Raw genomic sequence first — 22,761 nt, 5'->3', positions numbered from 1 at the left:
GCCTGGAGCCGATCATGCAAATCAAACTCGCCAACCCGCGCGGCTTCTGCGCGGGGGTCGACCGGGCGATCGAGATCGTCAACCGTGCGCTGGAAGTCTTCGGCCCGCCGATCTATGTGCGTCACGAGGTGGTGCACAACAAGTTCGTGGTGGAAGACCTGCGCAATCGCGGCGCCATCTTCGTCGAAGAGCTGGACCAGGTGCCGGATGATGTCATCGTCATCTTCAGTGCTCACGGTGTTTCCCAAGCTGTGCGCCAGGAAGCTGCCAGTCGTGGCCTGAAGGTATTCGACGCGACCTGCCCACTGGTCACCAAGGTGCATATCGAAGTGGCCAAGTACAGCCGTGACGGCCGAGAGTGCATCCTTATCGGCCACGAAGGGCACCCGGAGGTCGAAGGCACCATGGGGCAGTATGACCCGAGCAATGGGGGCGCCATCTACCTCGTCGAAGACGAAGACGATGTTGCCCAGTTGCAGGTCAACGACCCAGATCACCTGGCTTTCGTGACCCAGACCACGCTGTCGATGGACGACACCAGCCGTGTCATCGATGCCCTGCGCGCACGTTTCCCCAACATTGGCGGCCCGCGCAAGGACGACATCTGCTACGCCACGCAAAACCGCCAGGATGCGGTCAAGCAACTGGCCGGCGAATGCGATGTAGTACTGGTGGTCGGCAGCCCTAACAGCTCGAACTCCAACCGCCTGCGCGAGCTGGCTGAGCGCATGGGCACCCCGGCCTACCTGATCGACGGTGCCGAAGACCTGCAGCGCAACTGGTTCGACCAGGCAGCGCGCATCGGCATCACTGCCGGCGCTTCGGCCCCTGAAGTGCTGGTGCGTGGCGTGATCGACCAGCTCAAGGCCTGGGGCGCGACGGGCGCCGAAGAGCTTGATGGGCGGCCGGAGAACATCACCTTCTCCATGCCCAAAGAGCTGCGAGTTCGTTCGCTGATCTGAGTCAGGTGCCTGCGCACGGTGAGCCTGCCGTCTCACCTGTGCGCAGGTCGATTTTGCCAGCACGAGATATCACTACAGTGTGTGAGCGGCGCGTTGATGTACGTTCGCACACGCTCAGCGTCGCGCCGAAGCGCCCCTCTGGCATTCCCTGGGCATTGAATGTCACTTGCCCACCTGCGTTTTCCGCTATTTTCATCGGCCGTGCCAGCCGATGTTCGCGCAGCAGTTGCTGGTTGTGTGCGAGCAGCACCCGCCAACCTTTGCCCCAGTCATTCTCGATAGGCCGTACCAACACTTCCCGGCCTTGCAGCACGGCGTGGCCACGCGCACTTCGCAGCGCCTGGGCCAGTTCGCGAGCCGCCGCTTCCCCATGCAGATTTTCGCTCAACCTCGCGTAGGCAGGCATACCGAGCTGTGTGAGCAAGGCGACCATGGCCACTGCCAACATCATTTGAATCAGTGTTACACCACGTTGCCTCACCGTGCATTCCTCCCTGGAAGTGCTTCGCTGTAGCTTCACGGTCATTGGGCCAACGGTCCAGTCGACGAGATTCAATGCCATTGAAGGAAAAGTCGCGGGAGGTGCAGGGATGCGCAACAAGCAACGGGGCACGACGCTCCTGGAAGTGCTACTGGCTGTCGTGGTGGTGGCCGTTGGCATAGTCGCCTCGGCCGCCATTGAGTTGAAGGCTTTGCAAATGACCGACAGCGCGCGCCGTGAGGGTGGCGAGGCTTTCGCGCGGTACAGCCAACACGAGCGGGGCCAGCCGTGAGGCGAACCCAGGCAGGCTTCGGGTTGCTGGAGGCGATGCTTGCCTTGGCAATGGGGCTGATGGTGCTGACGGCTGCCAGCCAGCTGTTGGTGGCCAGCCATCAAGCTTGGCGGCTGCAGGGGGCTGCGCTGCGGCTTCAGGACGATGCGCGGCTGGCGTTGCTGCGCATGGCCCAGGATGTCCGGATGGCCGGCATGTTCGGATGCCTGCAGCTCAGGCCCGACGACATCAAGGACCCATTGGCTCGGCAGGCATTGGCCCAGCCGCTGCTGATTGGGCCGTCGAGCCTGGAACTGGTGGTGGCCGAAACCTCTGCCTACACCGGCAAGCCTGACTGGACGCTGTTCACTGACTGCCGAAAAAAGGCCGTGGTTTCCGACCTGCCCCCGGCGCATTTCGGGGAGCACATGGCCTTTCGGCTTAGCCGTCACCGCTACGAGTTAAGGGACTCGACGCTGTATTTCGTGTGGGGTCGCAGTACCCAGCCGCTGATCGAGCACGTACGCCAGATGCAGGTCACTCATGAAAAAACGCCAGGTGCCGGGCGTATCGACATAGCCCTGACGTTGTTCGAGCCAACGCTGCAACTGGAACAGCGTCACGAAATCAGCATAGCGTTACGCAATTTGGGTGCCGACTCATGAACCGTGAACGCGGGATGGTGCTTTTACTGGCCTTGGTATTCAACCTGTTGCTGGCCTTACTGGCCACCTCGGCCTTGCGCCAAGCGCTGATCGAGACCCGGTTGAGCAGTGCCATGCGCGAGAGTCTGCAGGCCCTTAAAGACGCCGACACTGTACTGCTGGCAGGCCTGCAAGCACTGCAGCGCTCACCGCCAGCGCCGTGCAACGACTGCCTGCCACCGGCAGGCCCGCATGACCTGCGCGGCCGCTGGCAAAGCCACGAGCTTGGCTATTTCCATTTGCAGAACCTTGGCCAAGCCGAGCGCGCAGTACACATGCCCGAAGGTGAATCGGTCACGTTGTACCGAGTGACAGCCGTGAGCCGGCAGCCATCAGCCAGGCAGGTGCTGGAAGCCGTTTATGCCATACCAACCGCTCAACCACAGGCCCCCAAGCGTATCCTTTGGCGGCAGAGACTGAGGCAAGACTGACATGCAGCAAGGGATGACGCTGATCGAGTTGTTGATTGTCGTGGCCGTGACCGGCATTCTGGCAGCCATTGCCTACCCCAGTTACAGCGAACAGCTCAGGCGGGCCGCACGAAGCGAAGTGGTTGGCCTGCTGCATGATGCTGCCCTGCGCCTGGAGCACCACCGCGTGCGCACCGGCCAGTACGCCGAAGGCGATCCACAACTGCCCGCTGGCAACCGCCATTACCGTTTGCAGGCCCTGCGTGACAGCGACACCTTCACGCTGATCGCTCGCAGGCTGCCAAGTGGCCTGATGGCCGAGGATCGCTGTGGCGACTATCAGCTCGACCAGGCAGGTGTGCGGAGTAATCCGGGCGCTGTTGGCGGCAGTGAGCGCTGCTGGGGAAGCTGACGGTTGGAGGTGCCCAGGCATCGCGGATTTACTTCAGGTGTTGGATCGACAGATGAGCAAGCAAGTAGTGGTGGTCGGTGGCGGCGTGATCGGCCTGCTGACCGCATACAATCTGGCGGCGAAGGTTGGCCAGGTGGTGGTGTGTGACCAGGGCGAAGTGGGCCGTGAGTCTTCATGGGCCGGTGGCGGCATCGTTTCGCCCCTTTATCCATGGCGGTACAGCCCGGCGGTTACCGCGCTGGCGCACTGGTCGCAGGATTATTACCCGCAGTTGGGCGAGCGCCTGTTCGCCACCACGGGGATCGATCCACAAGTTCATACCACGGGGCTGTACTGGCTCGATCTGGACGATGAAGCCCAGGCCCTGGCCTGGGCCGCGCGTGAACAGCGGCCACTCAGTGCCGTGGATATTTCAGCCGCCTACGACGCTGTACCGGTATTGGGCCCTGGCTTCAAGCATGCGGTCTTCATGGCCGGTGTGGCCAACGTGCGCAACCCTCGGCTGGTGAAGTCGCTTAAGGCAGCGCTGCTGGCGTTGCCTAACGTGTCCTTGCGCGAGCATTGCCAGGTCAGTGGTTTCGTCCATGAAAATGGGCGGGTGACGGGGGTGCGAACCGCCGAAGGCGTGCTGGCTGCAGATGATGTGGTGCTCAGTGCCGGCGCCTGGAGCGGCGATCTACTGCGCACGGTGGGGCTGGAGTTGCCAGTGGAGCCGGTGAAGGGCCAGATGATCCTGTTCAAATGTGCCGAAGACTTCCTACCGAGCATGGTACTGGCAAAGGGGCGCTACGCCATTCCACGTCGGGACGGGCACATTCTGGTGGGCAGTACCCTGGAGCATGCCGGTTACGACAAGACGCCAACTGAAGCGGCGCTTGCCAGCCTCAAGGCATCGGCCATCGAGCTGCTGCCTGCACTCAAGGATGCCACGGTCGTGGCGCACTGGGCGGGATTGCGCCCAGGCTCGCCAGAGGGCGTTCCCTACATCGGGCCGGTGCCAGGGCATCAAGGGCTATGGCTGAATTGCGGGCATTACCGTAACGGCTTGGTGCTGGCGCCGGCGTCATGCCAGTTGTTCACCGATTTGCTGACGGGGGGCGAACCGATCATCGACCCGGCACCTTATGCGCCAGAGGGGCGACTAGCCTGAAAGCCGGCCCGGTGCGCGCGCCCCTGAGTGTCGATGGGCCTCACACGTGCCAGGCTTACCGAGATGGCCCAGGCCCCTGTTGCAGGTGAGCCTGGCTGCAATACCATTGGGCGCCTTGTTGTAGCGCACGGTCGTTGGGCAGGTGAACGCCGCAGTGCGCACAGCGCACCATCTGCAGCGGCGCATCGAGCTTGGGCTCGGCGTGTGATTGCTGGCTGACTTTGAATTTGCGCCACAGCCAGAACGCGGCGGCGATCAGGGCGATCCAGAAAAGTAGGCGAACCATGATGTCCAGCTTGTTGGTGGTAGAAGCCGACAGTCTAGGGCGCAGCCATGAAAAAAGGGAGGCCTGGGCCTCCCTTTCTCATGATGCTTGTGTCAGTCGAACAGACCAAAGGTCATGTAGCTGAACCACGAGCGGTCTTTCTCGGCCTCTTTCGGGCCTGCTGGCACGATCGGGTCGCCGTTTTCGTCTTCAGGCAGCAGCTCTCGCGGCATCTCGTCGCGCGCATCCTGGAACTGCTTGACCACATCCTGGTTGGCGCGGGTTTCGCCCGGCGGCAGCGGTGTATCGGTTTCGATCAGGCCCAGGGTGGCCTTGGACAACCAACTGCGGCCGTCAGATTCGGTCTGCTGGGGCTGGAATTGGCCATCTACCAGGCTTGGATGGTCTGGGTAGTTGAGCTTTAAGGTTTCCAGGCTGGTTGCAGCCAGCTCGTCCAAATGCATCTTCTGATACGCCTCGACCATTACGGCCAGGCCGTCGCCGACCGATGGGGTTTCCTGGAAGTTCTCGACCACGTAGCGGCCACGGTTGGCAGCTGCCACGTAAGCCTGGCGGCCCAGGTAATAGTCGGCCACGTGGATTTCGTAGGCCGCCAGCAGGTTGCGCAGGTAGATCATGCGCTGCTTGGCATCGGGGGCGTAGCGGCTGTTGGGGAAGCGGCTGGTCAGCTGGGCGAACTCGTTGTACGAGTCGCGGGCGGCGCCCGGGTCACGCTTGGTCATGTCCAGCGGCAGGAAGCGCGCCAGCAGGCCACGGTCCTGGTCGAACGAGGTCAGGCCCTTGAGGTAGTAGGCGTAGTCCACGTTCGGGTGCTGCGGGTGCAGACGAATGAAGCGCTCGGCGGCCGACTTGGCAGCTTCGGGCTCGGAGTTCTTGTAGTTGGCGTAGATCAGCTCGAGCTGCGCCTGGTCGGCGTAACGGCCGAATGGGTAACGCGACTCCAGGGCCTTGAGCTTGTTCACGGCGCTGGTGTAGCTGGAGTTGTCCAGATCAGCCTGAGCCTGTTGATACAGCTCGGCCTCACTGAGGTTCTCGTCAATGACTTCCTTATTGGAGGAACAGGCCGCGGTGAGCCCGAGGATGGCGATCAGCAGCAGGTGTTTCACTTGCATGGCGGCTTGCGTCCCTTTGACGGCCGCTGTCTTGGGCGGTGCCGTCCTGTTATGATGAGCGCCCCGGCCAACCCCGGGACAAAAGAAGCCGTATTTAACCACAAGCTCGCAGCCGAAACCAAAGGCTGTGCGCCCGCCGAATCGAGCATGTCCGAGATCATTCAACTTAGCGCAGAGGTACCGTCCGATTTGGGCGGTCAACGCCTCGACCAGGTCGCCGCCCAATTGTTCGCCGAGTATTCGCGTTCGCGGCTTACTTCGTGGATCAAAGAAGGCCGCCTGACGGTCGATGGCGCAGTCGTGCGCCCTCGCGACCTCGTCCATGGTGGCTCGCAACTCGTGCTTGAGGCCGAGCAAGAGGCCCAGGGCGAGTGGGTCGCAGAAGATATCGAGCTGGATATCGTCTACGAGGACGAGCACATCATGGTGATCAACAAGCCTGCCGGGCTGGTTGTGCACCCGGCTGCCGGGCATGCCAGCGGTACGCTGCTCAATGCCTTGCTGCACCACGTGCCCGATATCGTCAACGTGCCGCGCGCCGGTATCGTCCATCGCCTGGACAAAGACACCACCGGGCTGATGGTCGTGGCCAAGACTCTGCAAGCCCAGACCAAGCTGGTCGAGCAGATGCAGGCGCGCAAGGTCAGCCGTATCTACGAATGCATCGTGATTGGCGTGGTCACCGCTGGGGGCAAGATCGATGCCCCGATCGGCCGCCACGGCGGCATGCGTCAGCGTATGGCGGTGACCGACGGCGGCAAGCCTGCCGTCAGCCACTACCGCGTGCTCAAACGCTTCCGCTCGCATACCCACGTGCGTGTGAAGCTGGAAACCGGCCGTACGCACCAGATCCGCGTGCACATGGCCCATGTCGGCTTCCCGTTGGTGGGCGATCAGACCTACGGCGGGCGCTTCCGCATCCCGCCAGCGGCCAGCCCAACCATGGTCGAAGCAGTGAAGGCTTTCCCGCGCCAGGCGCTGCATGCCCGCTTCCTGGCATTGGCTCACCCGATCACCGGCGAAATCATGAAATGGGAATCGCCGTTGCCGGATGACTTCGTCTGGCTGCTTTCGCTGTTGAACCACGACCGCGAGAGTTTCGTTGGATGACCGGCCTGACGCAGTCGCTGCTATTTCCCGATTGGCCTGCCCCGGCCTCGGTGCGCGCCTGTGTCACCACCCGCGCGGGCGGTGTCAGCCTGCCGCCCTATGAAACCTTCAACCTTGGCGACCACGTAGGCGACGACCCTGCCGCGGTCGCCGCGAACCGTCAGCGCCTGAGCCATACCTTCGACATCCAGCCCGCCTGGCTCAAGCAGGTGCATGGCCTGGTAGTGGCCGATGCCGACCCGGCCGTCGTTAGCCAAGCCGATGCCAGCTGGACCGACCAACCGGGCATCGCCTGCGCCGTGATGACTGCCGATTGCCTGCCGGTGCTGTTCTGCGACCGTGCCGGTACACGCGTGGCCGCCGCCCATGCCGGCTGGCGCGGGCTAGCCGGCGGCGTGCTCGAGGCGACCCTCGAGCGCCTGGCACTAGCGCCTGAAGAGGTGCTGGTCTGGCTTGGCCCGGCCATCGGCCCCAAGGCCTTCGAAGTTGGCCTGGAGGTGCGCGATGCCTTTACCGCTGTGCACCCTGAAGCTGCCAGGGCGTTCGTCGAGGGGCAGCGGCCGGGCAAACTGATGGCCGACATCTACGAGCTGGCGCGAATTCGCTTGGCGGCAAGGGGTGTGTGTGCCGTTTATGGCGGGGGCTACTGCACGGTCAACGATGCCCGCTTTTTCTCCTATCGGCGCACCCCCCAAGGCGGGCGCTTTGCCTCGTTGGTCTGGCTCACCGGGCGCTAATCAAAAAAGCTGACCTCGGTCAACCCCGCTACGCTTGAAACTTCCAGAATCAACCTTATCTATAAGGTCATCTCAGGCAGGTTTCTTCACGAACAGGCGCTGTCCATCGCTCCTACCTGCCCTTTAAAGGAAGGTAACCCCATGCGAATAGACCGTTTGACCAGCAAGCTTCAGCTTGCAATATCCGATGCCCAATCCCTGGCCGTTGGCATGGATCACCCCGCCATCGAGCCCGTGCACCTTTTGCAGGCACTGCTCGAGCAGCAGGGTGGTTCGATCAAACCGCTGCTGATGCAGGTTGGTTTCGACATCAACAGCCTGCGCCAGGCTTTGGTCAAAGAACTTGATCAGTTGCCGAAAATCCAGAACCCAACCGGCGACGTGAACATGTCCCAGGACTTGGCGCGCCTGCTCAACCAGGCTGACCGCCTGGCCCAGCAGAAAGGCGACCAGTTCATTTCCAGCGAATTGGTATTGCTGGCCGCCATGGACGAGAACAGCAAGCTCGGCAAGCTGCTGCTCAGCCAAGGCGTAAGCAAGAAGGCCCTGGAAAACGCCATCAACAACCTGCGTGGCGGCGCGGCGGTGAACGACGCCAATGCCGAGGAGTCGCGTCAGGCGCTGGACAAGTACACTGTCGACCTGACCAAGCGCGCCGAAGAGGGCAAGCTTGACCCGGTGATCGGCCGCGACGATGAAATCCGCCGCACGGTGCAGGTGCTGCAACGCCGTACCAAGAACAACCCCGTGCTGATCGGTGAGCCTGGTGTGGGTAAGACCGCCATTGCCGAGGGCCTGGCCCAGCGCATCATCAACGGTGAAGTGCCAGACGGCCTCAAAGGCAAGCGTTTGCTTGCGCTGGATATGGGCGCACTGATTGCTGGTGCCAAATATCGGGGCGAGTTCGAAGAGCGCCTGAAAGGCCTGCTGAACGAGCTGTCCAAGCAGGAAGGCCAGATCATCCTGTTCATCGACGAATTGCACACCATGGTTGGCGCCGGTAAAGGCGAAGGTGCAATGGACGCTGGCAACATGCTCAAGCCCGCCCTGGCCCGTGGTGAGTTGCACTGTGTGGGCGCGACTACGCTCAACGAATACCGCCAGTTCATCGAGAAAGACGCGGCGCTGGAGCGCCGTTTCCAGAAGGTGCTGGTGGAAGAGCCGAGCGAGGAAGACACCATCGCGATTCTGCGCGGCTTGAAAGAGCGCTATGAAGTGCACCACAAGGTAGCCATCACCGACGGGGCGATCATCGCTGCGGCCAAGCTCAGCCATCGCTACATCACTGACCGCCAATTGCCCGACAAGGCCATTGACCTGATTGACGAAGCGGCCAGCCGCATTCGGATGGAAATCGACTCCAAGCCGGAAGTGCTCGACCGCCTCGACCGTCGCCTGATCCAGCTCAAGGTTGAATCCCAGGCACTGAAAAAAGAGCAGGACGAGGCGGCCAAGAAGCGTCTGGAGAAGCTCACCGAGGAAATCGAGCGGTTGGAGCGCGAGTACTCTGACCTGGAAGAGATCTGGGCTTCGGAGAAGGCCGAAGTGCAGGGCTCGGCGCAGATCCAGCAGAAGATCGAGCAAGCACGCCAAGAGCTGGAAAGCGCCCGTCGCAAGGGTGACCTGAGCCGCATGGCCGAGCTGCAGTATGGGGTGATCCCAGACCTGGAGCGCAGCCTGCAGATGGTCGACCAGCACGGCAAGACTGACAACCAACTGCTGCGCAACAAGGTCACCGAGGAAGAAATTGCCGAAGTGGTATCGAAATGGACCGGTATTCCCGTGGCCAAGATGCTTGAAGGTGAGCGCGAGAAGCTGCTGAAGATGGAAGAGCTGTTGCACCAGCGGGTGATCGGCCAGGGCGAAGCGGTAACCGCCGTTGCCAATGCCGTGCGCCGCTCGCGTGCCGGGTTGTCCGATCCGAACCGCCCCAGTGGTTCGTTCCTGTTCCTCGGCCCGACCGGCGTGGGCAAGACCGAACTGTGCAAGGCGCTGGCCGAGTTCCTGTTCGACACCGAGGAGGCCATGGTGCGTATCGACATGTCCGAGTTCATGGAGAAACACTCCGTGGCTCGCCTGATCGGTGCCCCGCCAGGCTATGTGGGTTATGAAGAGGGCGGTTACCTGACCGAAGCCGTGCGTCGCAAACCCTACTCGGTGGTATTGCTGGACGAAGTGGAGAAGGCTCACCCGGACGTGTTCAACGTATTGCTGCAGGTGCTCGAAGATGGCCGTCTGACCGACAGCCATGGCCGTACGGTGGACTTCCGGAACACGGTGATCGTAATGACCTCCAACCTGGGCTCTGCGCAGATCCAGGAATTGGTGGGTGACCGGGAGGCGCAACGTGCTGCGGTGATGGATGCTGTGGGCGCGCACTTCCGTCCGGAGTTCATCAACCGTATCGACGAAGTGGTGGTGTTCGAGCCACTGGGCCGCGAGCAGATCGCAGGCATCACCGAAATCCAGCTTGGCCGCCTGCGCAGCCGTCTGCTGGAGCGCGAATTGTCGCTGACTTTGAGCCCAGAGGCGTTGGACAAGCTGATTGCGGTGGGTTACGACCCGGTCTATGGCGCTCGTCCGCTGAAGCGGGCGATCCAGCGCTGGATCGAGAACCCATTGGCGCAGCTGATCCTGGCTGGCAAGTTCATCCCTGGCACGGCGATCACCGCCAAAGTGCAGGGCGACGAAATCGTCTTTGCCTGACCGCCGCTGCACACGAGCCCCGCATTTGCGGGGCTTTTTTTCGTGTGCGCGCCCGCAAAATCGAGGCTCTGCAACAATTATGGGTAACCCGCTGAAAATTTTGAAATTTTTGCTTGCATCAAAAAACGAGTGACCCTAATATACGCCGCGTTGTCAGGCACTAAGCGAATCACCAGCAACATCGGTGGCCGCAAAACAACTTACAAATCAGTAAGTTGAACGAAAAAAAGTGGTTGACAAGCAAAACGAAGAATGTAGAATAGCCGGCCTCAGCAGCTAGAACGCGAAAGCGGTAAGCCAAAGAGACCGAAGCTAACACAAGCTTCGAAGTAGTAAAGATGTGCCGAAGTTCAGTTCCGCGATAGCTCAGTCGGTAGAGCAAATGACTGTTAATCATTGGGTCCCTGGTTCGAGTCCAGGTCGCGGAGCCAATCTCGGGGTGTAGCGCAGTCCGGTAGCGCGCCTGCTTTGGGAGCAGGATGTCAGGAGTTCGAATCCCCTCACCCCGACCATTTTCCGGGTCGTTAGCTCAGTTGGTAGAGCAGTTGGCTTTTAACCAATTGGTCGTAGGTTCGAATCCTACACGACCCACCATGTAAAAAGGGGCATCTCGAGTGAGGTGCCCTTTTTTTTGCAAGACCTCGGGGTGTAGCGCAGTCCGGTAGCGCGCCTGCTTTGGGAGCAGGATGTCAGGAGTTCGAATCCCCTCACCCCGACCATTTCCGGGTCGTTAGCTCAGTTGGTAGAGCAGTTGGCTTTTAACCAATTGGTCGTAGGTTCGAATCCTACACGACCCACCATATAGAAAAGGGCATCTCGAATGAGATGCCCTTTTTCTTTGCCCTGCATTCAGCAAAGCCACTGTGTGCGGGTTCAGCGGCGAGTGGGCTGTAAGGCTACAGCCGCATTCACGCGAGAACCCGCTCCTAAAAGTGTTCAGTGCAGCTTCAGGCGCGGTTCGGTGCCTCGGCCAATCTTGCTGCCCAACATCATCAGCGCGGTGCGGAAGAACCCGTAAAGCGCCATCTGGTGCATGCGGTACAACGACACGTAGAACATCCGCGCCAGCCACCCCTCCAGCTTGACGCTGCCCATCAGGTTACCCATCAAGTTGCCGACCGCCGAGAAGCGCGACAGCGATACCAGTGAGCCGTAGTCCTTGTACGCGTAGGTCGGCAGTGGTTTGTTTTCCAGGCGCGCCTTCAAGCTTTGCGCCAGCATCGAAGCCTGCTGGTGCGCGGCCTGGGCGCGTGGGGGAACATTCCGGTCGCTGTCTGGTTGCGGACACGCGGCACAGTCACCAAAGGCGAAGATATCGTCATCGCGGGTGGTTTGCAGGGTAGGGCGCACCACCAGCTGATTGATACGGTTGGTTTCCAGGCCATCGATATCCTTCAGGAAGGCCGGCGCGCGAATGCCTGCCGCCCAGACCTTGAGGCTGGCCTGAATCACTTCACCGTCCTTGGTTTTCAAGCCATCTTCGGTCACTTCACTGACCGCGGCATTGGTCATCACCTTGACACCGAGCTTTTCCAGGGTCTTGTGGACCGGCACGCTGATACGCTCAGGCAACGCCGGCAATACACGCGGGCCGGCCTCGATGACCGTGATATGCATGTCCTTGGGCTGGATGCGGTCCAGGCCATAAGCCGCCAGCTCGTGGGCGGCGTGGTGCAGCTCGGCTGCCAGCTCCACGCCCGTGGCCCCTGCGCCGACGATGGCCACGCTGATCTTTTCGCTGGCTACATCACCAGCGTGCGCACGCAGGTAGTGGTTCAGCAACTGCTGGTGGAAGCGCTCGGCCTGCTTGCGGGTATCGAGGAACAGGCAGTGCTGCGCTGCGCCCAGGGTGCCGAAGTCGTTGGTGTTGGACCCCACCGCAATCACCAAGGTGTCATAGCCCAGCACGCGCGCAGGCAACAATTCGCGGCCCTCTTCATCAAGGGTTGCGGCCAGTTGGATCTGCTTGCCCTCACGGTCCAGGCCGCTCATGCGGCCCAGCTGGAAGTTGAAGTGGTTCCACTTGGCTTGGGCCACGTAGTTCAGCTCGTCTTCCGAGGAGTTCAGCGAGCCGGCGGCCACTTCGTGCAGCAGTGGTTTCCAGATGTGGGTGAGGTTGGCGTCGACCAGGGTGATTTCGGCCTGCTTGCGCTTGCCCAGGCTTTTACCCAGGCGGGTCGCCAGTTCCAGGCCGCCGGCGCCGCCGCCGACAATCACGATGCGATGAGTCATGGGGATATCTCATAAGGTTTACGGAATTCTTGGCCCAAAGGGCCGGCCGCAAACTGCACGAGGGGAGGGCGAGCGCCAGGCAGCTCATAGCACCAGTCCACTCAGCAGGCGGCTGACGAGGCCCAACCCGATGGTCACCGCCAGCACCAGCACAAGGAGCAGCCAGGGCCGAAAAGGCCGGCGCTCGACTTGATGCTGAGGGGCTTGCAGATACTCATCGACACGACGCTGATCTTCCGGGTTCAGGCGGCTGGTCATGGTGGGCCTCGTCAGGTAGACGTTTGAGACTGCACGAACGCCACAGTGTTCATGCTCGAACCTCACACAGAGGATAATGCTTTGCATCCTTGGCGCCGAGTCTACGCCATCGCAAAGAGTCTCGGCAGTGGATCAAAGACTGATGCCTACATCGAACACGATGCTACGCCCCAAGTTGCTGCGCAGAAAATCTGGCGCATCAGGGTGGGCGAACAGCACCCGGGCGAACGTTGGCCCAACCAGCGACAGCGAGCGCCAGCCCTGGCGCAGGTATTCGGTGGGCGGTGGGAAATGCGTGTTGAGGTCGAGCACCTCACGCTTGAGGCTGGCGAAGGCGATGATGTCCAACTCGCCCAGCTCCAGCCCGCGCTCGCGATAGTTGTGGGCCTTCTTGCGCAGGGTCGGCGCCAGGCGCGCAAGCAGCTCGGTGGCAGCAATACGTCGGGGGCGCGTCTGGCGCCGTACCAACTGCGCCAGAGAAAAGGCACTGCGCCGACGCTGCAGCTCTTCTCGCCATTCGTCGTTCAGCCGGCGGCCCTCGTCGAGCACGAAAAACACTTCGAATGCGGCATCGCGAAAAAGCACGTCCGGCGGCTCCTGGCCGGCGGGGGTGAAGTCATCGCTGCGATAAGGAATGTTCAGCCCTTGCAACAGGCGCTGGCACACCCAACGCTCCCGCTCCCATTTACGGGCGTTGGATAAAAAGGCATTGGCTTGTTCGGCCTGGATGGTAAGCAGGCGCAGGTAGTCGGAGTCATCCATGGGTACTAGCTTAGCTTGCAATTGTGACCGTAAGGCCCTGTTCGACCATGGGAATCGGCATCAGGGTATAGACTCGAAATAGACCTGCCCGGAGCAAGCTGCCTGTGATCAGCGCCTACGTTCTGTCTGCTGTCACCATGACCCTCGGTTGGCTGGGGTACTTTGCCTTGTTGATTTGGGCAGCATCACGTACGCGGTGGATAGAACTGTGCACGGATCGGCGGCGTCAGCACCTGCTGTTTGGTACGGTGTTCTGCTTGTTTGCCCTGTGGCTGGTGCGGCGTGATTTCGATACCGGTGTGTCGTATCACTTCATCGGCATGACGGCGGTGACCTTGCTGCTGGACTGGCCCCTGGCGGTGCTCGGGGGCTTTCTCGCCCAGCTTGGCTTGCTGGTGCTAGGGCGGCAGGACGTGGCAGCGCTTGGGGTCAACGGGTTGCTGCTGGTGGGCTTGCCGGTGTTGATTACCGAGGTGTGCGCGATCTTGGTCGAGCGTGCGCAGCCGCGTAACCTGTTCGTGTACATCTTCTGTTCGGGTTTTTTCCCCGCTGCGCTGACGGTGCTGATTTGCCTGCCGGTAGCATTAGGGGTGCTATGGCTGGATGGCCGCTTCGCTATGCCAGAGTGGCTCAGCGACTTTATCGGCTATCTGTGGTTGATGATGTTTCCGGAGGCATTCATCAACGGTACGGTGATCAGCGCCTTGGTGGTGTTTTGCCCGGACTGGCTGGAAACGTTTAACCGCACCCGGTATTTGCAGGCGCCGTGGAAGGATGACGAGCGCGGATGAATGTATCGACTGTGCCGAGCACTTCGCGAGCAAACCCGCGCAGAGGCCGGTAGGAGGGTTTAACTGCCAAGCGCCCGGTACAGCTACATCATGCTCAGTGCCGCGGCTCTAGTTCCCCGGAAAACAGCTCGTCTTCGGCGTCCGGGGCCACCGGAATCTTGTGCTCTTCTGCCGCCCAGGCGCCCAGGTCGATCAGCTTGCAGCGATCGGAACAAAACGGCCGGAACGCGCTTTTATCGTTCCATTCCACAGGTGCGCCACAGGTCGGGCAATCGACGGTCAATGGCTGGCTCATGGCTGGCCTCCTCGTAAAGTCAGGTAAAAGTGGTGCAAGCGGTCAATCTGCGTGTACAGCGCGGCCAGGTCGGCATTGTTGTTCACCACGTCGTCAGCATGAGCTAGACGCTCCTCACGGGCCAGCTGCGCCTTGAGGATGGCCTGCACCTGCTCGGGGCTGGTGTTGTCCCGGGCCAGGGTGCGTGCCACCTGGATTTCCTGCGGCACATCGATGACCAGCACGCGCTGGACCTTCTGATGTTGGCCCGATTCGATAAGCAGCGGCGACACATAAACCGCATAGGGCGACTGCGCCTTGGCCAGGTAGCTGAAGATTTCCTGGCCGATCAGTGGGTGCAGCAGTTGCTCCAGCCACTTGCGCTGAGCCGGGTCGGCAAAGATCAGTTGGCGCAAGGCCGCACGATCCAGTTGGCCATCGCCCTGCAACACGCCGGGGCCAAAACGCTCGACGATGCTGGCCAGTGCCGGGCGGCCAGGTTCGACTACCCAGCGCGCCGCTTGATCGGCATCGACCAAGTGCACGCCAAGCTCGACGAAGCGCTCGGCGGCGGCGCTCTTGCCGCTGCCGATGCCGCCGGTCAGCCCGAGAATCCAGGGGGTGAAGGCCTTGCTGGTCATCACATTCCAAACAGTTGCAGGTAGAAGGCGTATATTTCATCACCCCAGAGCACAGCAATCCACCCCGCAGTTGCCAGATAAGGGCCAAAGGCGATGGCAGTACTGGCCGATTGCTTGCGTAGGCGCAGCAGGCACAAGCCCGCGACCACACCGATCAGCGATGATAACAGCATGGTCATCGGTAGTACCTGCCAGCCGCCCCACGCGCCGATGAGCGCCAATAACTTGAAATCGCCATAGCCCATGCCTTCCTTGCCGGTGACCAGCTTGAATACCCAGTACACCGACCACAGGCTGAGGTAACCGGCCACCGCGCCCCAGAGGGCATCGGGCAATGCGACCAGCATATCGAAGGCGTTGACCATCAAACCCAGCCATAGCGTCGGCAGCACCAGCACATCAGGCAAAAGCTGTTGGTCCTGGTCGATCAGGCTCAGTGCCAACAGGCTCCAGGTCAGCATCAGCAGGGCAAGGGCCTGGAGGCTGACGCCAGAATGCCATGCCACCGCCATCGACAATAATGCACAGGCCACTTCGACCAATGGATAGCGGGCACTGATCGGCTGCTTGCAAGCCGAGCAGCGTCCGCGCAATGCCAGGTAACTGATTACCGGAATGTTCTCCCATGCGCGAATCGCATGCTTGCACGGTGGGCAGTGGGAAGCGGGTAGCAGCAGGTCGAAGCGCTCGTGCTGCCGGGTAGGCAAGCCCAGCACCTGCTGCGCCTCACGCTGCCACTGGCGCTCGAGCATGATCGGCAGGCGATGCACCAGTACATTGAGAAAACTGCCCATCAGCAGCCCGAGCACCGCTGCCAGGCAAATGAAATATGACGGCTGTTCAGCCAGTGCAGTCCAGGCGGCCATGTTCAGATCAAGCTACCCAGTTGGAAGATCGGCAGGTACATCGCCACCACCAGCCCGCCTACCAACACCCCCAGCACCACCACGATGGCCGGCTCCAGCAGGCCGGTCAATTGGTCCAGGGCATGACGCACCTGTTCTTCGTAATGGCTGGCTGACTTGTCCAGCATCTGGTCCAGCGTTCCGCTGGATTCCCCAATCGCCGTGAGTTGCACCAGCAAAGGGGGGAACAGTGGATCACTGGCCATTGCCTGGTTCAGCGCCTGCCCGTTGGCCATGCCAAGGCGTAGCCGCTGCACCGCTTGTTCGTGCAGGTCGTTGCCGCAGGCCCTGGCCACCGTCACCAACGCATCCAGCAACGGGACCCCTGCTGTGTAGGAAGTGGCCAGGGTTCGTGCGAAGCGCGCCAGCGCCGCTTGGCTAAGCAGCTTGCCGAACACAGGAATGCGCAAGGCCCTGGCAGTTAGCCACAAGCGCGCTGGCGCATGCTTCCGATACAGCCGGGCCAGGCCAAAACCCAAACCAAACGTGATCGACAACAGCAACGGCCCGAACCGTCCCACGCCTGTGGACAAGTCGATCACCCATTGTGTGAAGGCTGGTAAAGCAGTGTCGAAACCGGCAAACAATTGCTCGAAACGCGGGATTACCTCCAGTAACAGAACTGCCGAAACACCTAGGCCAGTCAGCAACAGCAGCAGCGGGTACAGCATTGCCTTACGTACCCGTTTACGCAGCAACTGATGCTGCTCAAGCATCCCCGCCAGTTGTTCCAGCTGCCGATCGAGCGTCCCTGATTGTTCCCCCACGCGTACCAGGTTGCAGTACAAATCATCGAACCACGCCGGATGGCGCTGCAGCGCATCCGCCAGGCCCAGCCCAGATCCCACATCCCGTTTCAATTTATCCAGCAAGGCTGCCTGCCCGGCACTGCAACCACTGCGGCCCATCACTTCGAAGGCCTGCAACAGCGGCACCCCGGCCCTGAGTAAGGTCGCCAATTGCCGGCTGAAGCCCGCTGGGTCGGCTTTTTCCCGTGGCTTGGGCAAGCGCCACTGCAAGCCCCCCGCTGGGCGCAGGCTTACCACGCGAATGCCCTGGCGCTGCAAACCGGCCCGGGCATAAGCCGGGCTGCGCCCACTCACTTGGCCACTGAGCGTAGCGCCGCTGGCGTCGGTCCCACGCCAGGAATAGAGATGCGTCGATGGGTTCATGCAAAGGTCCTTTTAGCTCGTGCGACAAGCCTGGAAACAGCTTGCCGCGTCCATGAGCGGGCGTATGTCCGTGTCGCTCACTAGAGTAGTTCAGCGAAGCGCGGCCCTTGCCGAGCAGGGGTGACAAAAGGTGTCTGTTCAGGCCTACTGCGCCGCTGCCAGTTGAGGGCGAGCCTGACCTTCACTCGAACCCGTATCAAAAAGGAAATCGTTCATGAAAGGGCAACGCGGTATCACCCTGATCGAACTGATGATCGTCGTCGCGATCATCGGCATTCTGGCGACCATCGCCCTCCCGATGTACACCAATCACCAGGCCCGCACCAAGGCGGCAGCGGGGCTGCTGGAAATCAGTGCGCTGAAGACGGCGATGGAGCTGCGCTTGAATGAGGGCAAGGATGTCAGCAACGTAGCCGAGTTGGGCGGCCAACCGACTACGGCCAACTGTGCTATCACGGTCAGCAGCAAGGCGTCGGATGGGGCAGGCAGTATCGAATGCACATTGGTCGATGCCCCGGCCAATGCATTGGGCAAGCGCCTTACCCTGACCCGCTCCCCGACGGGTTGGAGCTGCGCGACCGATATCGACGAGGACCTGGCGCCCAAAGGTTGCAAAGCGTCCTGAAGTAAAGGGAATAACGCCGGGGAAACAGGGGTTTACGTGACCGGGGCGGCAGTGGTACGTTGCGCTACACGCCGGTGTAGCTCAGTCGGTAGAGCAGCGCACTCGTAACGCGAAGGTCGCAGGTTCGATTCCTGTCTCCGGCACCATCCAGCTGTTCCGATACGCCTCTCCTTGTATACGGAACCCCCTGAAAAGCCCGCCAAGTGCGGGCTTTCTTGTTTCTACCTGTCTCGCTCTGTCTCTAGTGAGGAAGACAGGGTGATGTCACCCTAGGCGAAACTACCAATATTGATCGACTCGACGAGCGCCAGTGCGTGAGAACGACACGCTGTCTAGAAATCGACAGGGTGGGCTGGCTTCCCGAGGCGGTACAGAGTCGGCCAAGCACTGCCGCCGTTGTCCGCGAGGACTAGCCGGCCTGGCAGCGGATCAGGGGCAGACCCATGGTGGCCTGACCCTGGCGGCGAAGGCGCGCCAGGCCGGGGTGGGCCAGCAGGTCTGACGAAAAAGCGCAGGAGCAACGAAAATGTGCAGGTGTCGTAGACCCAGCAGCTGACCGAGCTGCCTGCCGTGAACTACCCGGGTACTGGGTAGTTATCAGATAATCAGGCGTCCAGCTCACCAGCCTGAGCATCGCGACTAGTGTCTTGCCGAGTGCTGTATGGGACGCCATCAGTCACTGAAAGCGGCCATGATTGCGTCCACGACCACACGTACTCTGGTGGTGTGGGCCAAGTCCTGATGTAGAACCAGCCACGCTTCATAGGACTTGGCCCGATGACGATCAGGCCATAACCGCACCAGTTCAGAATCACGCCGGGCTACATATTCTGGTAACTCGCCTAAGGCCAGGCCAGCGCGTACGAAGGTCGCCAGCATCAGGCTTGAATCCAGTTCAGCGACCACGCGGCCTTGAGCTCTGGATTCGCCTGCCAGTGTCTCGTCCTGGCGCACTGTCACGCCTTCTTGGTAAAGCGCAATGTCGTGGCCTGCGAAAGCTTCTCCAGGCCTCGGCTCCCCGTGTTGCTCCAAGTAACTCCGGCTTGCGTACAGGCCAACATCCCAGCGAGCGAGTTGCCGCACGATCAGGTCGGGTTGCTCCGGTCGCAAGGTGCGCACGGCAACATCGGCTTCCCTGCGTCCTAGGTCGAGCAGCCGTGTGGTAGTGGTCAAGATCACGCGCACCTCGGGGTGGCTGGCACGTAGCCGCTCGATGGCCGGTACAACGAAATCCACGGCGAGTGCATCGGTGGTTGTCACACGCACCTCGCCAGAGGCGTGCGTGTCGGTGCCTTCACCGCGCCGCTCGAAGGAGACGGCCATGCGCTCCATGCCTTCGGCCATACGCACTACCTGCTGGCCGGTGTCGGTCAATACCAAGCCACCAGTGCTGCGCAGGAACAGCCGACTGCCCAGAGCCTGCTCCAATCCGGCCAGGCGCCGGCTGACCGTAGTCTGGTCGATGGTCAGATGTTGGGCCGCACCGCGGAGGGTGCCGGCACGCTGTACCGCCAGGAAAATCCGTATGTCGTCCCAGTTCATCTCCGCTCTTCACCTTGTTGCAAATATGCAGCCATAGAATGCTTTTTCATGCATTTTCGCATTTAAGGCATCTCTTTAACATAGTGTTCATTCCGTTGAACCCTTGATCCGCAACTAATCCAAACCGGTTGCTTGGGAGCGCCATGCCTCGTTTATCTTTTATCCTGACCGTTGCCATGCTGAGTACATTTGGTCTCATTGCTTCGGATATCTACCTTCCCGCCATGCCGAGCATGACTACCGAGTTCGATATCGCCGACTGGCAAATGCCGCAGACGGTTTCTTTCTACCTGCTGGCACTGGCTATCTCGCAACTGGCTTACGGTCCGTTGTCTGACCGTCACGGCCGCAAGCCAGTGGTGCTGGCCGGTGGTGTGCTCTACCTGATCGGTTCTCTGGGCTGCGCGGCGTCGGGCAGCTATGTAGGCTTCCTGGCTTGGCGTATGGTTGAAGCGGTTGGAGCGGCAGCGGGACTGGTCATCGGCCGGGCGCTTATTGCCGATACCTGCGATAAGCGGATCTCGGCCAAGGTCTATGCGGTGGTTTATCCAATAGTGTCGCTGTCGCCGGCTTTGGCTCCGGCTATTGGCGGGCATTTGGCCGTCGCGTTTGGGTGGCGGGCCGACTTCCTGTTCGTGGCGGCCTTTGGCGCTGTGGCGCTGCTGATGGCGTTGACGTTACTGCCTGAAACGCTGCCCGTGTCGGCGCGCACTCGGACTTCTCCTTTTGCCGGATTTAGCCATGTGCTACGCGACCGGACCTTTCGCCGCTATACGCTGGTGGTCTGCACGATCTACTGCGCGTGGTTCGTATATCTGACGCAGTCGCCGTTCCTATTCGTACGGGCGGGATTGAGCGAAGAACAGAGTGGCTGGCTGTATTTGCCGCTGACGGCAGGCATCGTTGGCGCGAACTTGCTGGCGAAGCGATTGCTTGACCGCTGGCCCTACGACCGCATCGTCACTGTCGGCATTGCATGTTTTGTACTCGGCGGCACAGCGTTTCTCACTGCCGCGGCATTGGGGTGGTCTGGCGCGGCGGCCGTGGTACTGCCAATGTGCCTAGTCAGCCTTGCTAACGGATCGTCGCTGTCGCTGGCGGTCTCCGGTGCCATCGCCAGCGAGCATGGGTATGCGGCTACCGCGTCGGGATTGGTTGGGTTCTGCCAGATCGGCAGCGCTGCGCTTATGGCAATGGTCGTGAGCGCGGCTTTCGGCACGAGCTTTAGCGTACTCGGCGGCGCGGTACTGGTGTTTAGTCTGCTCGCATTGTCCGCATGTTTACCATTCTCTCTGCAAACAACATCGGGCGCGTAGTTGATAGCCCCATGAGATAGCCCTCACAAGGTTTCTTCAGGATGGCCTTTGGTATTGGCTCAGGCGCTTCGGTCTGGCGTACGATGTAGCACAAGACCATCAGGCAGATGGGGCTTTGAATACGGGATTTCCCGTAATTGCCTGCCAAGGGATTGCTGTCATAGCAACACCCGCCGGCGAGCAGCCACGGTCATTAGGTGGTGAAACGCCACCCCCACCGTTTCGGGGGAGTGGTGCCCGGCTATACACAACCCCCTTGGCATCGACTTGGTTGCTATGTTCACACCCGGAATGGCGGGCATGTAGTTCCCCGGTGGGGGTGAACGATCCTCCACCCGTGGCCTACCCGCGCCAGGTGCCGCTCACTACCCCCGCGGCGGGATGGTGGATGGAGTAGCATGCCAAGGGCTGGGTGGAGGTACTTTTCGTTTTAGGTATATGTTTAGGTATACAGTGGTGGCGTAAAGCTATCTATGGTCCTTATTTTGCTGGGTGAAAGGTGCCCGATTCGACTCCTGTCTCCGCACCAGTTCAGGTTCCAGCGAAGGCTACCGAAATCTCTGGAACCCCCGTAAAACCTGCCTTCTGGCGGGTTTTTTCGTTATGCCGATCCGTCGGCTTCCGACAGCCGGCAGCCATTTTTCACAGGCCGCTCATTCGAGCGTATTGCTTTGGACTGGCACAAATAAATGTCTGTGAAGAGGGCGCCTATCCCTTCGCGAACTGTGCACAGTCGTTGAAGACTCCCGTATTCCCGCTGCTAGGCGCAGGCGCCATCGTGGGACACCTCCGACCTCATGCAGCCGCTCGAGGCGATCACGAACCGCGACACGGTCGATGTAGCCTTACGCGTGTGATAAAAACCATTGCTTCCACCTAGCCTTCATAGCCCTTCCAGCCACCTACTCCTTGGGAGCGAACCATCAAGGCCCTATCAATCGTCCAGCCCAGTGGCACCCGAATCGCTGCAGGCGTAAAAACCCTCGAAGTCCGTCGCTGGCATCCAGGCTTAAATCCCACCGAGGATCTTCTAATCGTCGAAAACGGCCGTTTTCTCCACGCAGATGCAGACGAGGACCCCGACGGCATAGCCGTGGCGATCGTGCGCATAAGAGCCGTACGTCCCTTCGTGCTTGCTGACATGGCTGCAGCCTGTGCAAGTTACTTCGAAGAGGGTTGGCTCGCATGGGAATTGACTGATGTGAGGCCAATTCGCCCGGTTTCTGCCCGCGCAGCACGGGGTATCTATGAGGTCGAGGTTTCTACTGAGGCTTGCGAAACACCATGACTGATGAACATCGCGATGACCGCTCCATCCACCAGGCAGCCTGCCACTGCGGCACTGTGCGGTTTTCTCTGCGCCTGACCGACGGCCTGCACACCGCGCGCCGGTGCAATTGCTCATATTGCCGAATGCGTGGCGCTGTGGCGGTGTCTGCCAATCTGGACGACATCACGGTCACCCATGGGCAAGAGGCGCTTACGCTTTATCAGTTCCATACCCAGCAAGCCAAGCACTACTTCTGCTCCAAATGCGGTATCTACACCTTCCACCAGCGCCGTTCAGCGCCGCATCAGTACGGGGTCAATGTCGCCTGTATCGAGGGCATGAGCCCGTTCGATTTCGCCGAGGTGCCCGTAAGCGAAGGGCGCTCTCATCCCAACGACAGGATGGATGGGCAGGCGGTGGTTGCGGGGTGGCTGCGGTATGAGGCCAGTCCCGGCGCTGAGGAAGCCTGAAACGTTGCACCTAGCCGCCTATGAGCGGCTGGGGCTGTAAGACAATGCTTAATAACCTTACCGTTAGTCGGATATTCAAAAGCGCTGCTATCCACCGTCTAGCCTGCACCCTAGCGTCAGGGATAACGCTAATATTTGGTCCATGAAGGACCGCCACGCCTC

At 60.9% G+C, this 22,761-nt stretch carries 25 protein-coding genes, 6 tRNA genes and 1 pseudogene; 21 read left to right on the top strand and 11 right to left on the bottom strand.

What is annotated here, in order from left to right:
- Positions 1 to 14 precede the first annotated feature (14 nt).
- A complete protein-coding gene (gene ispH / locus HU725_RS19805; RefSeq protein ID WP_186478205.1) occupies positions 15 to 962 on the top strand; it encodes a 4-hydroxy-3-methylbut-2-enyl diphosphate reductase in 948 nt (315 codons plus the stop codon).
- A 1-nt stretch (position 963) separates the two neighbouring features.
- Here ispH and HU725_RS19800 read toward each other — a convergent pair whose 3' ends face one another.
- The gene (locus tag HU725_RS19800; RefSeq protein WP_186478206.1) at positions 964 to 1,443 is read right to left on the bottom strand and encodes a GspH/FimT family pseudopilin; all 480 of its coding nucleotides are present in this window, start codon (positions 1,441 to 1,443) and stop codon (positions 964 to 966) included.
- Between the two features lie 109 nt (positions 1,444 to 1,552).
- On the opposite strand from HU725_RS19800, the gene HU725_RS19795 reads away from it, so the two are divergent.
- The 5 genes from HU725_RS19795 to thiO are packed head-to-tail and all read left to right on the top strand — an operon-like array spanning position 1,553 to position 4,390.
- Positions 1,553 to 1,735: a prepilin-type N-terminal cleavage/methylation domain-containing protein gene (locus HU725_RS19795; RefSeq protein ID WP_060480196.1), complete on the top strand. Its 183-nt coding sequence runs from the start codon at positions 1,553 to 1,555 to the stop codon at positions 1,733 to 1,735.
- Positions 1,732 to 2,379, top strand: a complete 648-nt coding sequence (locus HU725_RS19790; RefSeq protein ID WP_186478207.1) for a PilW family protein — start codon at positions 1,732 to 1,734, stop codon at positions 2,377 to 2,379. The genes HU725_RS19795 and HU725_RS19790 overlap by 4 nt, the downstream gene beginning before the upstream one ends.
- A complete protein-coding gene (locus HU725_RS19785; protein ID WP_186478208.1) occupies positions 2,376 to 2,849 on the top strand; it encodes a hypothetical protein in 474 nt (157 codons plus the stop codon). The genes HU725_RS19790 and HU725_RS19785 overlap by 4 nt, the downstream gene beginning before the upstream one ends.
- A 1-nt stretch (position 2,850) precedes the next feature.
- Positions 2,851 to 3,240: a type IV pilin protein gene (locus HU725_RS19780; protein WP_060480199.1), complete on the top strand. Its 390-nt coding sequence runs from the start codon at positions 2,851 to 2,853 to the stop codon at positions 3,238 to 3,240.
- A gap of 52 nt (positions 3,241 to 3,292) precedes the next feature.
- Positions 3,293 to 4,390 (top strand): glycine oxidase ThiO, encoded by a 1,098-nt coding sequence (gene thiO, locus HU725_RS19775; protein WP_186478209.1) that lies wholly within the window; start codon positions 3,293 to 3,295, stop codon positions 4,388 to 4,390.
- Between the two features lie 55 nt (positions 4,391 to 4,445).
- On the opposite strand, the gene HU725_RS19770 is transcribed toward thiO, so the two are convergent.
- Together HU725_RS19770 and HU725_RS19765 are read right to left on the bottom strand one after the other, a co-directional pair.
- On the bottom strand, positions 4,446 to 4,676 hold the full coding sequence (locus HU725_RS19770; RefSeq protein ID WP_060480201.1) for a PP0621 family protein: 231 nt from the start codon (positions 4,674 to 4,676) through the stop codon (positions 4,446 to 4,448).
- 92 nt (positions 4,677 to 4,768) lie between these two features.
- A complete protein-coding gene (locus tag HU725_RS19765) occupies positions 4,769 to 5,788 on the bottom strand; it encodes an outer membrane protein assembly factor BamD (RefSeq protein ID WP_060480202.1) in 1,020 nt (339 codons plus the stop codon).
- A gap of 147 nt (positions 5,789 to 5,935) precedes the next feature.
- Between HU725_RS19765 and rluD the strand changes: the two genes are divergently transcribed.
- From rluD to HU725_RS19725, 8 genes are all read left to right on the top strand, one after another.
- Positions 5,936 to 6,898, top strand: coding sequence for a 23S rRNA pseudouridine(1911/1915/1917) synthase RluD (rluD, locus tag HU725_RS19760; protein ID WP_186478210.1), 963 nt, complete (start codon positions 5,936 to 5,938; stop codon positions 6,896 to 6,898).
- Positions 6,895 to 7,635, top strand: a complete 741-nt coding sequence (pgeF, locus tag HU725_RS19755) for a peptidoglycan editing factor PgeF (protein WP_186478211.1) — start codon at positions 6,895 to 6,897, stop codon at positions 7,633 to 7,635. Before rluD ends, pgeF begins: the two co-directional genes overlap by 4 nt.
- A gap of 141 nt (positions 7,636 to 7,776) precedes the next feature.
- Positions 7,777 to 10,341: an ATP-dependent chaperone ClpB gene (gene clpB / locus HU725_RS19750; RefSeq protein WP_186478212.1), complete on the top strand. Its 2,565-nt coding sequence runs from the start codon at positions 7,777 to 7,779 to the stop codon at positions 10,339 to 10,341.
- A gap of 355 nt (positions 10,342 to 10,696) precedes the next feature.
- Positions 10,697 to 10,772, top strand: a tRNA-Asn gene (locus HU725_RS19745).
- Positions 10,773 to 10,776: 4 nt separating this feature from the next.
- Positions 10,777 to 10,853, top strand: a tRNA-Pro gene (locus tag HU725_RS19740).
- 6 nt (positions 10,854 to 10,859) lie between these two features.
- Positions 10,860 to 10,935, top strand: a tRNA-Lys gene (locus HU725_RS19735).
- Between the two features lie 48 nt (positions 10,936 to 10,983).
- Positions 10,984 to 11,060, top strand: a tRNA-Pro gene (locus tag HU725_RS19730).
- Positions 11,061 to 11,065: 5 nt separating this feature from the next.
- A tRNA-Lys gene (locus tag HU725_RS19725) sits at positions 11,066 to 11,141 on the top strand.
- 136 nt (positions 11,142 to 11,277) lie between these two features.
- On the opposite strand, the gene HU725_RS19720 is transcribed toward HU725_RS19725, so the two are convergent.
- The 3 genes from HU725_RS19720 to HU725_RS19710 form a co-directional block, all read right to left on the bottom strand.
- The gene (locus HU725_RS19720; protein ID WP_186478213.1) at positions 11,278 to 12,573 is read right to left on the bottom strand and encodes an NAD(P)/FAD-dependent oxidoreductase; all 1,296 of its coding nucleotides are present in this window, start codon (positions 12,571 to 12,573) and stop codon (positions 11,278 to 11,280) included.
- 84 nt (positions 12,574 to 12,657) lie between these two features.
- Positions 12,658 to 12,831: a DUF3094 domain-containing protein gene (locus HU725_RS19715; RefSeq protein ID WP_054886115.1), complete on the bottom strand. Its 174-nt coding sequence runs from the start codon at positions 12,829 to 12,831 to the stop codon at positions 12,658 to 12,660.
- A 132-nt stretch (positions 12,832 to 12,963) separates the two neighbouring features.
- On the bottom strand, positions 12,964 to 13,593 hold the full coding sequence (locus HU725_RS19710) for a DUF1780 domain-containing protein (RefSeq protein ID WP_060480583.1): 630 nt from the start codon (positions 13,591 to 13,593) through the stop codon (positions 12,964 to 12,966).
- Between the two features lie 104 nt (positions 13,594 to 13,697).
- Between HU725_RS19710 and HU725_RS19705 the strand changes: the two genes are divergently transcribed.
- On the top strand, positions 13,698 to 14,384 hold the full coding sequence (locus HU725_RS19705; RefSeq protein WP_186478214.1) for an energy-coupling factor ABC transporter permease: 687 nt from the start codon (positions 13,698 to 13,700) through the stop codon (positions 14,382 to 14,384).
- Between the two features lie 94 nt (positions 14,385 to 14,478).
- Here the strand turns inward: HU725_RS19705 and yacG are convergent, their stop codons facing one another.
- The 4 genes from yacG to HU725_RS19685 are packed head-to-tail and all read right to left on the bottom strand — an operon-like array spanning position 14,479 to position 17,376.
- On the bottom strand, positions 14,479 to 14,679 hold the full coding sequence (yacG, locus tag HU725_RS19700; RefSeq protein ID WP_186478215.1) for a DNA gyrase inhibitor YacG: 201 nt from the start codon (positions 14,677 to 14,679) through the stop codon (positions 14,479 to 14,481).
- Complete coding sequence (coaE, locus tag HU725_RS19695; RefSeq protein ID WP_186478216.1) at positions 14,676 to 15,299, bottom strand: dephospho-CoA kinase; 624 nt, start codon at positions 15,297 to 15,299, stop codon at positions 14,676 to 14,678. The genes yacG and coaE overlap by 4 nt, the downstream gene beginning before the upstream one ends.
- Complete coding sequence (locus HU725_RS19690; protein ID WP_060480580.1) at positions 15,299 to 16,165, bottom strand: prepilin peptidase; 867 nt, start codon at positions 16,163 to 16,165, stop codon at positions 15,299 to 15,301. The genes coaE and HU725_RS19690 overlap by 1 nt, the downstream gene beginning before the upstream one ends.
- Before the next feature lie 2 nt (positions 16,166 to 16,167).
- A complete protein-coding gene (locus tag HU725_RS19685; protein WP_186478217.1) occupies positions 16,168 to 17,376 on the bottom strand; it encodes a type II secretion system F family protein in 1,209 nt (402 codons plus the stop codon).
- Positions 17,377 to 17,590: 214 nt separating this feature from the next.
- On the opposite strand from HU725_RS19685, the gene HU725_RS19680 reads away from it, so the two are divergent.
- Together HU725_RS19680 and HU725_RS19675 are read left to right on the top strand one after the other, a co-directional pair.
- Positions 17,591 to 18,001 (top strand): pilin, encoded by a 411-nt coding sequence (locus tag HU725_RS19680; protein WP_186478218.1) that lies wholly within the window; start codon positions 17,591 to 17,593, stop codon positions 17,999 to 18,001.
- 70 nt (positions 18,002 to 18,071) lie between these two features.
- Positions 18,072 to 18,147: transfer RNA gene (locus HU725_RS19675), tRNA-Thr, on the top strand.
- A gap of 526 nt (positions 18,148 to 18,673) precedes the next feature.
- Here HU725_RS19675 and HU725_RS19670 read toward each other — a convergent pair.
- Positions 18,674 to 19,543: a LysR family transcriptional regulator gene (locus HU725_RS19670; protein ID WP_186478219.1), complete on the bottom strand. Its 870-nt coding sequence runs from the start codon at positions 19,541 to 19,543 to the stop codon at positions 18,674 to 18,676.
- 143 nt (positions 19,544 to 19,686) lie between these two features.
- On the opposite strand from HU725_RS19670, the gene HU725_RS19665 reads away from it, so the two are divergent.
- The 4 genes and pseudogenes from HU725_RS19665 (at position 19,687) to HU725_RS19655 (ending at position 22,599) form a co-directional block, all read left to right on the top strand.
- The gene (locus HU725_RS19665; protein WP_060480576.1) at positions 19,687 to 20,859 is read left to right on the top strand and encodes a multidrug effflux MFS transporter; all 1,173 of its coding nucleotides are present in this window, start codon (positions 19,687 to 19,689) and stop codon (positions 20,857 to 20,859) included.
- Between the two features lie 647 nt (positions 20,860 to 21,506).
- A pseudogene (locus tag HU725_RS22940) lies at positions 21,507 to 21,713 on the top strand (tyrosine-type recombinase/integrase); the annotation flags it as partial.
- Between the two features lie 68 nt (positions 21,714 to 21,781).
- On the top strand, positions 21,782 to 22,147 hold the full coding sequence (locus HU725_RS19660) for an ASCH domain-containing protein (RefSeq protein ID WP_186478317.1): 366 nt from the start codon (positions 21,782 to 21,784) through the stop codon (positions 22,145 to 22,147).
- Positions 22,144 to 22,599: a GFA family protein gene (locus tag HU725_RS19655; protein WP_186478220.1), complete on the top strand. Its 456-nt coding sequence runs from the start codon at positions 22,144 to 22,146 to the stop codon at positions 22,597 to 22,599. The genes HU725_RS19660 and HU725_RS19655 overlap by 4 nt, the downstream gene beginning before the upstream one ends.
- The last annotated feature ends 162 nt before the right edge of the window (positions 22,600 to 22,761 follow it).

The sequence above is a fragment of the Pseudomonas promysalinigenes genome (assembly GCF_014269025.2).
Classification (GTDB): domain Bacteria; phylum Pseudomonadota; class Gammaproteobacteria; order Pseudomonadales; family Pseudomonadaceae; genus Aquipseudomonas; species Aquipseudomonas promysalinigenes.
This window is presented reverse-complemented; position numbering and strand designations above follow the sequence as displayed.

Bases quoted from the DNA above. Each gene is read 5' to 3' on its own strand.
- ispH (WP_186478205.1), top strand. From the start codon at position 15: ATGCAAATCAAACTCGCCAACCCGCGCGGCTTCTGCGCGGGGGTCGAC.
- HU725_RS19795 (WP_060480196.1), top strand. From the start codon at position 1,553: ATGCGCAACAAGCAACGGGGCACGACGCTCCTGGAAGTGCTACTGGCT.
- HU725_RS19785 (WP_186478208.1), top strand. From the start codon at position 2,376: ATGAACCGTGAACGCGGGATGGTGCTTTTACTGGCCTTGGTATTCAAC.
- HU725_RS19780 (WP_060480199.1), top strand. From the start codon at position 2,851: ATGCAGCAAGGGATGACGCTGATCGAGTTGTTGATTGTCGTGGCCGTG.
- thiO (WP_186478209.1), top strand. From the start codon at position 3,293: ATGAGCAAGCAAGTAGTGGTGGTCGGTGGCGGCGTGATCGGCCTGCTG.
- HU725_RS19770 (WP_060480201.1), bottom strand. From the start codon at position 4,676: ATGGTTCGCCTACTTTTCTGGATCGCCCTGATCGCCGCCGCGTTCTGG.
- HU725_RS19765 (WP_060480202.1), bottom strand. From the start codon at position 5,788: ATGCAAGTGAAACACCTGCTGCTGATCGCCATCCTCGGGCTCACCGCG.
- rluD (WP_186478210.1), top strand. From the start codon at position 5,936: ATGTCCGAGATCATTCAACTTAGCGCAGAGGTACCGTCCGATTTGGGC.
- pgeF (WP_186478211.1), top strand. From the start codon at position 6,895: ATGACCGGCCTGACGCAGTCGCTGCTATTTCCCGATTGGCCTGCCCCG.
- clpB (WP_186478212.1), top strand. From the start codon at position 7,777: ATGCGAATAGACCGTTTGACCAGCAAGCTTCAGCTTGCAATATCCGAT.
- HU725_RS19720 (WP_186478213.1), bottom strand. From the start codon at position 12,573: ATGACTCATCGCATCGTGATTGTCGGCGGCGGCGCCGGCGGCCTGGAA.
- HU725_RS19715 (WP_054886115.1), bottom strand. From the start codon at position 12,831: ATGACCAGCCGCCTGAACCCGGAAGATCAGCGTCGTGTCGATGAGTAT.
- HU725_RS19710 (WP_060480583.1), bottom strand. From the start codon at position 13,593: ATGGATGACTCCGACTACCTGCGCCTGCTTACCATCCAGGCCGAACAA.
- yacG (WP_186478215.1), bottom strand. From the start codon at position 14,679: ATGAGCCAGCCATTGACCGTCGATTGCCCGACCTGTGGCGCACCTGTG.
- coaE (WP_186478216.1), bottom strand. From the start codon at position 15,299: ATGACCAGCAAGGCCTTCACCCCCTGGATTCTCGGGCTGACCGGCGGC.
- HU725_RS19690 (WP_060480580.1), bottom strand. From the start codon at position 16,165: ATGGCCGCCTGGACTGCACTGGCTGAACAGCCGTCATATTTCATTTGC.
- HU725_RS19685 (WP_186478217.1), bottom strand. From the start codon at position 17,376: ATGAACCCATCGACGCATCTCTATTCCTGGCGTGGGACCGACGCCAGC.
- HU725_RS19680 (WP_186478218.1), top strand. From the start codon at position 17,591: ATGAAAGGGCAACGCGGTATCACCCTGATCGAACTGATGATCGTCGTC.
- HU725_RS19670 (WP_186478219.1), bottom strand. From the start codon at position 19,543: ATGAACTGGGACGACATACGGATTTTCCTGGCGGTACAGCGTGCCGGC.
- HU725_RS19665 (WP_060480576.1), top strand. From the start codon at position 19,687: ATGCCTCGTTTATCTTTTATCCTGACCGTTGCCATGCTGAGTACATTT.
- HU725_RS19655 (WP_186478220.1), top strand. From the start codon at position 22,144: ATGACTGATGAACATCGCGATGACCGCTCCATCCACCAGGCAGCCTGC.